13 protein-coding genes are annotated in these 12,902 nt (G+C 66.9%); 5 read left to right on the forward strand and 8 right to left on the reverse strand.

Annotated elements, in window-relative coordinates:
• Positions 1–86 precede the first annotated feature (86 nt).
• Positions 87–2,162, reverse strand: a complete 2,076-nt coding sequence (locus ACNS88_RS08225) for a DUF7407 domain-containing protein (protein ID WP_435095647.1) — start codon at positions 2,160–2,162, stop codon at positions 87–89.
• A gap of 156 nt (positions 2,163–2,318) precedes the next feature.
• Here ACNS88_RS08225 and ACNS88_RS08230 point away from each other — a divergent pair, with 156 nt between their 5' ends.
• From ACNS88_RS08230 to ACNS88_RS08240, 3 genes are all read left to right on the forward strand, one after another.
• Positions 2,319–3,383 carry an ornithine cyclodeaminase family protein gene (locus ACNS88_RS08230; RefSeq protein WP_435095650.1) on the forward strand — a complete coding sequence of 355 codons (1,065 nt, stop codon included), beginning with the start codon at positions 2,319–2,321 and terminating at the stop codon, positions 3,381–3,383.
• Between the two features lie 63 nt (positions 3,384–3,446).
• A complete protein-coding gene (locus ACNS88_RS08235; protein WP_435095653.1) occupies positions 3,447–3,959 on the forward strand; it encodes a dihydrofolate reductase in 513 nt (170 codons plus the stop codon).
• Positions 3,960–4,121: 162 nt separating this feature from the next.
• Complete coding sequence (locus tag ACNS88_RS08240) at positions 4,122–5,825, forward strand: histidine kinase N-terminal 7TM domain-containing protein (RefSeq protein WP_435095656.1); 1,704 nt, start codon at positions 4,122–4,124, stop codon at positions 5,823–5,825.
• Here the strand turns inward: ACNS88_RS08240 and ACNS88_RS08245 are convergent, their stop codons facing one another.
• The 4 genes from ACNS88_RS08245 to gatB are packed head-to-tail and all read right to left on the reverse strand — an operon-like array spanning position 5,826 to position 8,881.
• Positions 5,826–6,653, reverse strand: coding sequence for a 23S rRNA (uridine(2552)-2'-O)-methyltransferase (locus tag ACNS88_RS08245; protein WP_435095659.1), 828 nt, complete (start codon positions 6,651–6,653; stop codon positions 5,826–5,828).
• 26 nt (positions 6,654–6,679) lie between these two features.
• Positions 6,680–7,171, reverse strand: coding sequence for a GNAT family N-acetyltransferase (locus tag ACNS88_RS08250; protein ID WP_435095662.1), 492 nt, complete (start codon positions 7,169–7,171; stop codon positions 6,680–6,682).
• A complete protein-coding gene (samp2, locus tag ACNS88_RS08255; protein WP_435095665.1) occupies positions 7,168–7,386 on the reverse strand; it encodes a ubiquitin-like small modifier protein SAMP2 in 219 nt (72 codons plus the stop codon). The genes ACNS88_RS08250 and samp2 overlap by 4 nt, the downstream gene beginning before the upstream one ends.
• 7 nt (positions 7,387–7,393) lie before the next feature.
• Entirely contained in the window at positions 7,394–8,881 is a 1,488-nt protein-coding gene (gene gatB / locus ACNS88_RS08260) for an Asp-tRNA(Asn)/Glu-tRNA(Gln) amidotransferase subunit GatB (protein ID WP_435095668.1), read from the reverse strand.
• A gap of 572 nt (positions 8,882–9,453) precedes the next feature.
• On the opposite strand from gatB, the gene ACNS88_RS08265 reads away from it, so the two are divergent.
• Together ACNS88_RS08265 and ACNS88_RS08270 are read left to right on the forward strand one after the other, a co-directional pair.
• The gene (locus ACNS88_RS08265) at positions 9,454–10,149 is read left to right on the forward strand and encodes a phosphoribosyltransferase (protein WP_435095671.1); all 696 of its coding nucleotides are present in this window, start codon (positions 9,454–9,456) and stop codon (positions 10,147–10,149) included.
• 9 nt (positions 10,150–10,158) lie between these two features.
• Entirely contained in the window at positions 10,159–10,824 is a 666-nt protein-coding gene (locus ACNS88_RS08270) for an HD domain-containing protein (RefSeq protein WP_435095674.1), read from the forward strand.
• 27 nt (positions 10,825–10,851) lie between these two features.
• Here ACNS88_RS08270 and ACNS88_RS08275 read toward each other — a convergent pair whose 3' ends face one another.
• Genes ACNS88_RS08275 through ACNS88_RS08285 form a run of 3 tightly spaced genes read right to left on the reverse strand, consistent with a single transcriptional unit; the run spans position 10,852 to position 12,832 of the window.
• Positions 10,852–11,661, reverse strand: coding sequence for a nucleoside phosphorylase (locus tag ACNS88_RS08275; protein ID WP_435095677.1), 810 nt, complete (start codon positions 11,659–11,661; stop codon positions 10,852–10,854).
• A gap of 38 nt (positions 11,662–11,699) precedes the next feature.
• The gene (locus tag ACNS88_RS08280) at positions 11,700–12,110 is read right to left on the reverse strand and encodes a hypothetical protein (protein ID WP_435095680.1); all 411 of its coding nucleotides are present in this window, start codon (positions 12,108–12,110) and stop codon (positions 11,700–11,702) included.
• Complete coding sequence (locus tag ACNS88_RS08285) at positions 12,107–12,832, reverse strand: helix-turn-helix domain-containing protein (protein ID WP_435095683.1); 726 nt, start codon at positions 12,830–12,832, stop codon at positions 12,107–12,109. Before ACNS88_RS08285 ends, ACNS88_RS08280 begins: the two co-directional genes overlap by 4 nt.
• Between the last annotated feature and the right edge of the window lie 70 nt (positions 12,833–12,902).

Here is a 12,902-nt window from a genome sequence, read left to right on the forward strand (position 1 = left end):
CTGTGGGATTAGGTCACGACGCTTCTCCTCCCGACGGCGCCGTTGGCTCACGCCGGTCGCCGGTGGCTCCGACTTCGCGTGGCCGCTCACCGCCGACCGACGCGCACGGCCAGTGCGGCTACGAGGAACGCGAGTGCCGCGGCGGTCAGGCCGAAGCCGGGTACGTTCGACTCCGTCTTCCGTTCAGTAGCGGCCGTCTCCTCGGCGTCGCCAAAGCGGCTGACCGATCCGGTCTCGGCCCCGTTGAGTGACACCGTTCCGCTGTCGATCGGCTCGAACGCGATCCAGACGGTCGCGTTCTCGCCGGGACCGAGCGACACGTTGCGCTCGGCGAGTTGCTCGCCGGCCATGGTGACGGTGAGCGTCCGATTTGCCGGCCGGTCACCGGGGTTTGCGACCGTCGCGCGTAGCGTCGTCTCGTAGCCGGCACGAACCCGATCTGCCGGTACCTCGCTCTCGACGATGTCGACCCTCCCGGGTTCCAGCGCGCCGACGACAACGGGCGCGGCGTTCGGCATCGTTGCGGTGTGAGAGTCTCTTTCGGCGGCGTGCGTGACACCCTCCGTCGTCCACTCGCCGTCGACGTACCGCATCACCGCCACGTCTTTCGGTTCCAGGCCGTCGGGGAGTGTATCGCGGTCGACGTCGAATCGGAGCGTCGCCGCGCTCGTGTCGGTCGCGTTGAGCGTCGAGTCGATATTCACGTACCCCAGCGCGGTCCCGTACGGGACGGCGCCGCGCTCCCGGGGGTCGGCCGTCGGCTGCTCGACGGTCACCCCGAACGCCTCGCGGTCTCCGACCGTGTCGATCGTGAGCGCGGACAGTGACACTTCGGGTCGCGTTTCGGAGGGTCCGGCGAGCGTGAGACCGACCGTGTAGCGTCCGTCGACCACGCCGTCGACCTCGACCGTAACGGCGTCGGCCGACTCTGACCGGACCACGTTCGGCGTGTCGGCGCTCGTCGTGGAAGACTGGGAGGGGCCGGACGACCCGGATGAGCCGGACGAGCTTGGTGATTCAGAACCGGCGGGCTCGTCGCCCTCGTCGAGACTCTCGGAACGGTCAGAGTCGTCTTGCCCGCTTTCGTCGGGGTCGTTCTCGCCAGAACTATTCTCACTGGGATCGTCTTGCCCGCTTTCGCCGAGACTTTCAGAATTGCTTCCTTCTACGTCTTCTTGTTCTTCTTCGCTCGGGCTGTCGTCCTCTTGTTCTTCTTCGCTCGGGCTGTCGTCCTCTTGTTCTTCTTCGCTCGGGCCGTCGTCCTCGTTTTCTTGCTGTTCTTCGCTCGGGCCGTCGTCCTCGTTTTCTTGCTGTTCTTCGCTCGGGCCGTCGTCCTCGTTTTCTTGCTCTTCTTCGTTGGAGTCGTCCTCTTGCTGTTCTTCGCTCGGGCCGTCGTCCTCGTTTTCTTGCTCTTCTTCGTTGGAGTCGTTTTCTTGCTCTTCTTCGTTGGAGTCGTTTTCTTGCTCTTCTTCGTTGGAGTCGTTTTCTTGCTCTTCTTCGTTGGAGTCGTCCTCTTGCTGTTCTTCGCTCGGGCCGTCGTCCTCTTGCTCCTCTTTTCTTTCCTCGTCAGAGCTGTCGTCCTCTTGCTCTTCCTCCTCTTGTTCTTCTTCGTTAGAGTCGTCCTCTTGCTCTTCTGCTTCGTCTTGCTTTTGCTCTTCTTCGTCAGAGCTGTCGTCCTCGTTCTCTTGCTCTTCCTCCTCTTGCTGTTCTTCGTTAGAGTCGTCCTCTTGCTGTTCTTCGTCAGAGCTGTCGTCCTCGTTCTCTTGCTCTTCTTGCTCTTCTTGCTCTTCTTGCTCTTCTTGCTCTTCTTGCTCTTCTTGCTCTTCTTGCTCTTCTTGCTCTTCTTGCTCTTCTTGCTCTTCTTGCTCTTCTTGCTCTTCTTCGTCAGAGCTATCCTCGTCTTGCTCTTCTTCCTCACCGTCGTCGCCCTCGTCGGGAGCTTCAGAATCGCCTCCTTGCTCGTCGGAGTTGTCGAAATCACCGGGCTCGTCGGGCTCGTCGCCCTCGTACACGTCTGTGTCTTCGAGCTCGACGTTCGGCACGCCGATCTCAGCGTCGTTTTCGGCGGCTGGGATGCTTCCGACGACGCCTCCGGCGAGCGTGAGCGTCGCCAAAAGGATTGCCACACAGATCCAGGCGACGGCAACCTCACGACTGGACATACGCACACGAGCGGGCGAGATCGGATTGTAATGCGGTCGAAATTCTGATTAATTCTCACTTAGATTGCAGTCTGATCGCGTGTGTGGCGACTCGCGACGACGCCTCTCGCCGCGTGTTCGAAAGGCTAAGGATACCCGTCCGGCAAAGATTGCGACATGCAGACGCTGCTTTTGAACGCCGACGACGTCGACGAGAACGCCCGCATGGACCGCGTCATCGACGCAGTTCGGGGCGCGTTCGCCGCATACGAGCGCGGGGACGCGACGATGCCCGCGAAGTCGTATATCGACCTCCCGGAGTACGACGGCGACTTCCGCTCGATGCCCGCCTACCTCGACGTGCGCGAGGGGGACACCGCCGAGGAGACGGCGGGCGGCGAAGGGTGGGACGCGGCCGGTATCAAATGGGTGAACTCGCACCCGAACAACCCCGCCGATCACGACCTCCCGACCGTGATGGGGACGATGATCTACTCCGACCCCGAGACGGCCTTCCCGCTGGCGATCCTCGACGGGACGACGCTCACGATGAAACGCACGGGCGCGGCGGCCGCGGTCGCCACCGACGAGCTGGCGGTCCCGGACGCGAGTTCGCTGGGGATCGTCGGCGCCGGCGTCCAGTCGTACACCCAGCTCGAAGCGATTGCGACGGTCCGCGACATCGAGGACGTGGTGATTAGCGACCTCGACGAGGAGCGCGTCGCCGACTTCATCGACGCCTTCGACGACCGGTTCGACGTGCGGGCGGGCTCTCCCTCGGAGGCCGGCCACTGCGACGTGCTCTCGACGGTGACCCCCGTCGAGGACCCGATCGTCGGTCTCGACGATGTGGGCGAGCACACCCACGTCAACGCGATGGGCGCGGACGCTGCGGGGAAACACGAACTCGCCGACGAGCTCCTGTTGAACGCGACGGTCGTCATCGACGACCACGAGCAGTGTACGCACTCCGGCGAGATCAACGTCCCCTACGCCGCGGGGACCCTGACCGACGACGACATCTACGGCGAGCTCGGCGAGATCGTCGTCGGCAATCGGGCGGGTCGTGCGGGAGCTGCCGGGACTGACGCGGACGCCGGCGTCGACGGCGTCGACGGCGTCACCGTCTTCGACTCCACCGGCCTCGCGATTCAGGACGTCGCGGCCGCCCGCGTCGTCTACGAGCAGGCCGACGAGGCCGACAACGGCTACCCGTTTGACCTCCTCGGGCTCGCGGAGTAGCGCGGCTCCTCGCCTCCGGTCGCTGTCCGACTCCTTTTTGTCGCCCGTGTTCGTACGTAGCCCGTGCAACTCGTCAGCGTCGCGGCACTCGCGGAGAACCGAGCGATCGGCAGAGATGGCGAGGTTCCGTGGCCACATATCGAGGCCGACGTTCGACAGTACCGCGAGCGCGTCGCGGACTCGCCCGTAATCCTCGGTCGCCGCACGTTCGACTCGATGCGCGACGACCTCCCCGGCTCCCGTCAGATCGTCGTGAGTCGGAGCGTCGGTTCGGTCGACGTTCCGACCGCGGTCGTCGCTGACGGCGTCGACGCGGCGATCGAACGCGCCGAGGAAATCGCTGGCGCCGACGGCGGAACCGACACTGACGGGCCCGTCTACGTCCTCGGCGGCGGAACGATCTACGAACTGTTCCAGCCGCACCTCGATCGGATGGCGCTCAGTCACGTCACGGGGAGCTACGAGGGAGACACGTTCTACCCGGCGTGGGACGAGACGGCGTGGCGTGTAACCGACGAGACGGCGTACGAAGGGTTCACACTCCGCAAGTGGGTCCGGGTCGAGGACGCGGCGTGAACTCTTGCTGCTCCGGTCCACCCCCGCGACGCGGTCGGCCGGCTCGTCCGTTTCCGCCGCTGTGGCTCGTCACACGGGCGCTAGCAGGCCTCAATCGTAGTTCTCATCTCTGCGAGTTGGGTCCATTGTTTAAGTCGATGCTGCTCGTCCGCTAACGTAAGAATGGACCTGTCGTGGTGGTTCGCAGGACTGTTTGCCCTCTCGGGGTCGGCCTGCTTCGTCGCCGCGTTCCACGGCTCTCGTCTGCAGAACGGCGACGCGCGACACGGCCTCCGCTGGCTCCTGATCCTCGCTGGGACGTGGGGACTTCTCCAGGCCGGTGTGATACTCGCTCACGAGGAGGCGACGGCGACCACGATGTACCTGTTCTCGCTAATCGTCGGCTTCGCCACGCCGTTCGCGTGGCTGTACTTCGCCTCCGCGTACGCCGGCCACGACTACCATCGCCGTCCGGTGTACCGAGGGGCCGCAATCGCGACCTACGTCGCCGTCGTCGCGGTGAAGCTCACCAACCCGATCCACGGGCAATACTTTTCAGCGTCGTTCCAAACCGAGCCAGTCCGTCGTCTCATCGTCGACACCGGGCTGCTGTACTGGGGCTCGTTCGCCCTCGCGTACGCCCTGTCGGCCGCCGGGTTTTATCTCCTTTACCGGCTCTTTCGGGAGTCGAACGCCTTCTCGTGGACGCTCGTCGGGCTGTTCGCGGCGACCGGGCTGACGGTCGTTCCAAACCTGATCGCTCGAACGACGCTGACCACACTGCCGCAGCTGAGCTACGAGCCGCTCGGCGTCGCCGTCTTCGCCGTGGGGGCTGTCTACTTCGTCGATGACACCTTCCTCGCGGTCGAGCGGACGGCGACGCGGTCGTTCGTCGAGCGCACTGCCGGCGGCATCCTCGTCGTCAACGACGATGGACGCCTCCGTGACCACAACGAGCGGGCGACCGAGCTGTTCCCCTCCGTCGCGGCCGACGTGACCTGCGTTGAGGAGATCTCGCCCGCCGTCGCCGACGCGTGCCACACGGAGCGGCCCACTCTCGTTGATATGGCGGGCCCCGGCCACGACACCCGGACCTACTGCGTCACGAGTGAGCCACTCGCCATCGGTGGGACGAAGTTCGGACACGCGCTGCTCGTTCAGGACGTGACCGAGATCGAGCGACAGCGCGAGCGGATCGAGCGCCACGAGGAACAGCTCGGAGACATGGCGGGCGCGATCGCTCACGAGCTGCGGAACTCCGTCGCGATCGCCGACGGCTACCTCGCGGACGCGGCGGGGCGGCTCGACGGCGATGACAATCAGAACACGGCCGAGTCGATCGCGGTGGCGCGTCGCCGGATCGACCGGATCGGTGACGTCGTCGAGGACCTCCACACGCTGGTGCGACACGCGCGCGACTTCGACGAGCCGTCGCTCGTCGACCTCGAGGCGGCGGTGTGCGACGCGAAGGCCACCTCCGACGTCGATGTCGACGTCGTCGTCGAGGGGGCCGGTCGGATCCTCGCCGTCCCGACCCGATTCAAACAGCTGTTGAAAAACGCGCTCGCCTTCGCGGCGTTCAACCAAGCGAGCACGCTGACGGTGTCGCTGACAGACGACGGATTCGCGGTCGCGGACGACGGTCGATTCGCCGCGGGCGACGCCGCCGACGCCGCACTCCTCTTCGAGTACGAGAGCGCGGAGCCCAGCGCCGACGCGGGTATGTCGCTGCCGAACGTCCGCGCGCTTGCCCGGGTTGAGACGTGGAACGTGGACCCCGACGTCGACTACGAAGACGGGGTCCGGTACGTCGTTCGCGGGGTTACGGTCGAGACGGACGAAACGGACGAGTCGAACGAGACGGACGAGTCGAACGAAACGGAGTGATCACGCGCCGTCGCTACTGTCGCCGTCGCTATCGCCGTCGTCGTGTTCCGGTTTCGCCTCGCCGACCCGCGTCGCGAACCCGAACCGCGGCTTGGCGTCGTCGACCTCGACGGTCACCGTCTCGCCCACGTCGGCGTCGGCGACGAACAGCGAGTACCCCTCGACGTACGCGATCCCGTCGCCCTCGTCGCCACGCTCCTCGACGGTCACCTCGATCCGGTCGCCGGCCGCGATTGGGGCGGTGTTCAGCCCCTTGGCGACGAGGTACACCTCCGAAGACGAGTCGCGGGAAGCCGGCGGCGAGACGGTCCGGAGGTACTGGAACTCCGCGCGGACGTCCTCGCGGAAGGCGTCGAGGTCCTCGCCTTGGAACACCTTTACGACGAAGTCACCGCCGGGTGCGAGCAGTTCCTCGGCCACGTCGAACGCCTGTCGCGCGAGGTGGACCGACCGGGCGTGGTCGAGGGCGTACTCGCCGGTCATGTTCGGCGCCATGTCGGAGATCACCACGTTCGCGCCGCGCTCGTCGACCGCCTCTCGGAGGTAGTGCCGGGTCCGCTCCTCGGTCATGTCGCCGCGGAGCGTCTCCACGTCGTGGTCCTCGAGGTCGTCGATGCGCTGGAGGTCGACGCCGACGACGGTCCCCGACTCGCCGACTTCCTCGGCGGCGACCTGCAGCCACCCGCCCGGCGCGGCGCCGAGGTCGACGACGGTGTCGCCGCGCTCGAAGAGGTCCGCCTCCTCGTCGAGCTGTTTCAGCTTGTAGGCCGACCGGGCGCGGTACCCCTGCTGTTTCGACTTGTTGTAGTACTCGTCCTTTCCACTCATTGCCCCATCATAGACCGTCCGGCCGTTTATCGGCGTCGTTCGCCGGTTCTGGTGTCGTCGTCCGCTGTCGGTTCGATAGGGCGGCGACCACGCAGCCGGTCAGTGTCGTGTGGATCGCTTCCCTCGCCGACTTCAAATCCGAGATCGGTATAAAAGTCCTCCAGCTTCGGGTCGAACTCGGCGGCGACGAGGGTGAGTTCGGGATCGCGCTCGGCGCACCGCACCGCTTCGGCGACGAGCGCGGAGCCGATCCCTCGGCCGCGACGCGCCCGACGAACGGCCACGGCGTCGACGTGGACCCGCCCCGCCTCGGGTCGCGTCGCGACCAGCGCGCCGACGACAGCGTTCGTCCTTCTAAACCGGGCGACGAGAGCCTCACTGGCGTCGATCGCGGTGTCGACAACTTCGGTGTCCGTCTCCAACATCGCGGCGTCGAGCACGCGGAGAATATCGAGGCGGTCGTCCGGCGAGGCCGTCTCTATCGCGATATCGTCGGGCGGGCTGTGCTCCCCGCTCACGCGCCGCCGTCCGTCGCGCCGCCTTTTATAAGCCGAAGCAGCTTCACCGACTCAGCGTCGACGATTCGATCGCCGGGGACCGGCGAGCCGTCGACCAGTGCCGACGCCTCCTGCGGGTGGTAGCCCGCCTCGCGGATGAGGTCGGCGTAGGTGGCGTCGTCGGGGAGGTCGTACTCGTCGGTCCCCTCGCCGACAACCTCGACGGCAACACGCATCGAGGAGCTACCCGTCCAGCTCCTCGCGGAGCAGCCCGTTCACGTCGCCCGGGTCGGCGCTCCCGCCCGTGGCCTGCATCACCTGCCCGACGAGGAAGTTGATCGCGCCCTCGTCGCCGTCGTGGTAGTCGGCGACCGCGTCGGGGTTGTCGTCGATGGCGGCCGCGACGGCGGCCTCGACCTCGCCGGAGTCGGCCACGCCGAGCCCCTCGCGGTCGATGACGGTCTCGGGGTCCTCGCCCGCGTCGAGCATCTCGCGGAGGACGACCTCCTCCGCGTTTTTGACTGTTAGCTCCTCGGCGGCAACTAACTCGATCAGGCGCGTGAACTCGTCGAGCCGGTCTTCCACGTCCGTAATTTCCATCTCGCGGTAGTTGAGCTCGCCGAGGAGATTGTCCGCGACCCACGTCGCGGCGAGATCCGGGTCGAACGACTCGGCCACGTCCTCGAAGAAGTCGGCGACCGCCTTCGTCGAGGTGAGCTTCGAGGCCGACTCGCGGTCGAGCCCGTACTCCTCGCGGAAGCGCTCGCGGCGGGCGTCGGGTAGCTCCGGGATCGGGATCTGTTCTTTCCAGTCCGACACCTCCAGCGCCGGGAGGTCAGCCTCTCGGAAGTAGCGGTAGTCCTTTTCGGCCTCCTTCGAGCGCATGGAGACGGTGACGCCGCGCCCCTCGTCCCAGTGACGGGTCTCCTGTTCGATCTCGCGGCCGCGCCGGAGCACGTTCTCCTGTCGAGTGACCTCGTACGCGAGCGCCTGCTCGGCGCCCTTGTGACTGGAGATGTTCTTCACTTCGGCGCGGTTCACGTCCGCGAGGGCCTCGTCGGTGATCGTCCCGTCGTCGGCCACGTCGCTTTCGGGGACTAAGGAGACGTTGGCGTCCACGCGCAGGCTCCCGTCGCGGGTGGGATCGAAGACGCCGAGGTATTCCAACACCTCTTCCAGCTTCGCGAGGAAGGCCCGCGTCTCCGCCGGCGACCGGAAGTCCGGCTCCGTGACGATCTCCATCAGGGGCGTCCCGGCGCGGTTGTAGTTCACGAGGGTGTGGGTGGCAGTCTCGATCGAGCCACCGGCGTGCTGGAGGCTCCCCGGGTCCTCCTCTAGGTGCGCGCGGGTGATCCCGATGGTTCGGGGGTCGCTGTCGACGCGGACCTCCAGCGCTCCGGACTGGCAGATCGGGGCGTCGTACTGGGTGAGCTGGAAGTTCTTCGGCAGGTCGGGGTAGTAGTAGTTCTTCCGGTGGAACGTGGTCGTCTCGGGGATGTCGGCGTCGATCGCCTTGCCGATCTTCACGGCGGCCTCGACGGCGCCCTCGTTGAGGACCGGCAGCGCGCCCGGCAGCCCGAGGCAGGTCGGGCACGTGCGCGTGTTCGGCTCCTCGTCCTCTTCCGGCTCCGTCGAGCAGCCGCAGAAGATCTTCGTGTCGGTCTCGAGCTGGACGTGGACCTCCAGCCCGATCACGACCGTCCGCTCCTCCGTCGCGGCCTGAGTACTCATTACCGACCCGTTGCGGGCGGGTCACCTAAATCGTGTCGGGACCGATACGATGCGGATTTGTGTCGAACTGGCGCGGATTCGAGAATTCCTCTTCGTGCTTCTCTGCTGCTCGTTGGTACCATCGGTGACGCTGCGAACATCTTCAACGCCCCAGCCGCTCGTTTATAAATAGTTGATCGCAGATCGACGGCCAACACCGCCAAAGCCCCAGCCGGGAGGGCGGCGCACACTCGCTGCGCGCCTCACTCGGTCGCTGACGCTCCCTCGTTGCGGTGCTTGCGTCGTCTGCGCCGCCCTCCCGGCTGCCCCTTTGAGTCCCACCCCGCACAGCACTGCCCCGCACCTCACACCTCCCCAGCCTCGCCGCGACGGCGTTTATAAACGCCGTCGCGGGCTCCCTCGCGCGGGCTGCTCGCGGGCCGAGGGCCCGCTCGCAGGCGCACGCCACCGCACTACTTCGGGATTACTCTCGTTCCGGAACCGACAGTTATGGCGTCGTGCTCGTCACGGTCGATTCCTCTCTGGGACCGTTGCTAAACCCTTATGAGCGCGCGGGTGGGAGGAACGGCCGTATGAGCGATCTCCCGGACGACTTCGACTGTACCCTCACCAACTGGGAGTACATCTACGGGCTCTGCCGTAACGTCTCGAACGAGGTGAAACGCGCCGACTTCGAGCCGGACGTGGTCGTCGCGCTGGCCCGCGGCGGCTGGTTCGCGGGGCGGTGCATCTGTGACTTCCTCGGGCTCAACGACCTCACGAGCCTGAAGATGGAACACTACGTCGGCGCCGCCGAGAAGAGCGACGAGCCCCAGATCCGCTACCCGATGCCGGAGGGAAGCGTCGAGGGCAAAGACGTCCTGATCATCGACGACATCGCGGACACCGGCGGCTCGATCCGCCGCGCCGAGGAGTACGTCGAGGAGCGCGACGCCGCCGAGATCCGAACCGCCACGCTCCAACTGCTCGGCACCTCCGAGTTCCAGCCCGACTTTGTCGGCGAGCGACTCGAACAGTGGACGTGGGTCGTCTACCCGTGGAACTTCCTCGAAGACATGATCGACCTCACCGAGGGCGCGATGGAGCGGGCCGATCAGGCCGTTTTCGACCGAGGGGATGTCCGTCACTACCTCGAAAAGTACCACGGCATCGGCCGCATCGAGATGGAGGTCGCCCAGGCCGGTCGCCTCGACGAGGTGCTCGACGAGATGGTCCGCCGCGACGTCGCCGACCGCGCCGGCGAGGACGCCTGGGCGCTCGCCGAGTAGCGATTCGGAATGCCCGCAGACGACGGTTCGGACCCGAACGACCCCGCTGCCCCCGCCATCGACGCCCCCGCCATCGACGCCCTGCTCGACGCCTACGCCCTGAAAGACGAGCGGCGCACGGGCTGGCAGCTCCGCGGCGTCGACGCCCCCGAGACGGTCGCCGCGCACACGTGGGGCGTCGCGTACCTCGTGTTGGCCCTCGGCGACCGGTTCCGCGGGGACCTCCCCGGCCTCGACCTCGACCGCGCGCTTCGGCTCGCCGTGGTTCACGACGTCGCTGAGGCCGAGACCGGGGACGTGGCGACACGCGCCGATTCGACCGCGGAGACCGTCGATTCGGACGCCAAGGAAGCCGCCGAGCGCGAGGCGATGGCGGACCTCTCCGAGCCGCTCCCCGACCGGCTCCGCGACGCGTGGGAGGCGTACGAGGCCCGCGAGTCGCCGGAAGCGGTCCTCGTCAAGGAGTGCGACCTGCTCGACGTCTGCCTGCAGGCGGTGATCTACGAGCGCGACGGCCGGTACGACCCGGCCGTCGGCGACCCGGACGCGTTCCGAGAGTACGACGACCTCGACGAGTTCTTCGCGACGACCGAACCCCGCCTGCGGACCGAGATTGGACGGGAACTGTTCGCTCGACTCTGCGAGCGGTACCGGGCGGCTCGCGACGGGACGTAAGCGCTCACCGCGACGGGACGTGAACGCTCAGTCCGACGCCCGCCAGGCAGCCGCGGCGGCGTCGATCACCTCCAGCGCGTCTCGGCTGCCGTCCGCCTCCCCCTTCTCGAACTCCTCCTCGCTCTGACCCATCTGGTTGGTCACGTGCGCGAAGCAGACGACCGGCCGCGCTCTGGCGTCCGCGAACGCGTACAGCGCCGCCGCCTCCATCTCCACCGCGAGGATCCCCTCCGATCGCGCGCGTTCTATCGCGGTCTCCGTCTCCCGAAAGGGTGCGTCGGTCGTCCACGTCGCGCCCGGGTACACCGGCCGCGACACCGATATGCACGCCCGCTCGACCGCCGCGCGGAGGTCGGGATCGAGGGCCGCGTACCGACCCGCCGACCGGTAGTGATGGCTCGTCCCCTCGTCCCGGAGCGCGCGCTCCACGAGCACGAAGTAGGGTGGGTCGTCCTTCGGGACGATCCGGCCCGAGGAGGTGACGCTGACGAGGAACTCGCAGCCGGCGGCGAACAGCTGCTCCGCGACGAGGACCGCGAACGACGCTCCGACCGCACAGCCCACGATCCCGAACTCCTCGCCGTCCCGTTCGAACCGATACAGGTCGGTGTGGTAGCCGGGCCACGAGTCGTCTCTCTCCGCTTCTCCGGTGGCCGTCAGGTGGCGGACGATGTCCCCGTCCGGGTCGAGCACGCAGACCTCCGGGACCGGGCGCTCCGGGAGGTCCTTCTGTCGTCGGGCGTTCCGTAGGAGGGACTCCGGCTCGAAGACGGACGGTTCGTCGAACGCCTTCGCCTCGCCGAGCGGAGACGCGTCCGAGTGGGACGGGTCGGTCATGCGCCGGTGTTCGCGGAACCGACGAAAGGGCGTTGCGGTCAGTCGGCCGGCTCGCCGACGACCGCCGCGATCGCCGCAGTCGACGGGTCGCTGCTCTCGAACACCTCCTCGCCGGAGATCCCCAGAAAGTACTCCCGCTCGCCGTCGACGCGGTCCAGGATCCGCTCCGTAAGGGCCGCCGAGTCACGGTGGACCATACGCCGGAAGTACGAGCCCTCCCGCCGCAGGTTCGAGCGAACGTACTCGGAGCGCGTGTTCAACACGAGCGCGACGAGGGTCTCGTCCGATGCGAGGACCCGAGTCGCCTCGCTCAGCGCCGCCTCGGCGTCGCGGACGAACGGCCCGCCGACCCGGTCCCGCGCCGTCCGGACCATCGCCGCCTCGCGGTCCATGACGGCGGTCCCGAACTCGCTGTCGCAGAACCGGACGAAGCTCTCGACGTCGCTCACGGCGCGGCCCGTGCCGTCTCCTCCACCTCCAGCGGGTCTGCCGTCGACGTCGCGGTGACCAGCCGCAGGTACTGCCCCGCGTTCGTGAGCAGCTTGTTCTCCGCCTTCCGGAGGTGTTCCTCGTACGTGGAGCGAGCGACGGCCGTCAGGTCCGCGAGCTCCCGTATCGAGGTCTTCCGCGGCTGGGTGTAGTAGCCGCACTCGAGCGCCAACTGGAGCGCCGCCAGCTGTCGGTCGGTGATGTCCTCGAACAGCTGGTTCGCCGGCGCCAGCATGCTGTGCGGGACCTGCGCCTCCGAGATCGAGGTCTTCGAGAGCAGCTCGATCTCCCTGTCGGACCGCAGGTCCCCGAGTAGCGCCCGCACGTCGTCGGCGTCGAACGCGACCACCGTGTAGTGCTCCCAGCCCTGCCGATAGATCGTCGGCGCCTGATACAGGCAGTTGTGTCGCTCGAACCGGTCGACGACGGACTGTTCGAGCGAACAGAGACAGGACTGCGTGACGACGTGGTACCCGCCGTCGCCCTCCGACTCGTGGAGGACGGTTCCGATCCGCTCGATGTCCTCGAGCAGCTCGTCCGTCGGCGTCGTCTCCGTCGTGATCTCGAGCACCTGACAGTCGCTCAGGGGCCACTCGCGTATCGTGAGGTCCGGGTGCCGCTCCGAGATCTCTCGGTACGGGCACTCGTGTTTGACCCTGATCGAGGCCTCGTACAGACTCATACGGGGGATTTGGAACTGTCGCTGATTAAGGATACCGGTCATGTCCGGCAAAGACCGTATGCCCCTACGT

Origin of the sequence: Halorubrum shenae (assembly GCF_051194165.1) — an archaeon.
In the GTDB taxonomy this organism is placed as follows: Archaea; Halobacteriota; Halobacteria; order Halobacteriales; family Haloferacaceae; genus Halorubrum.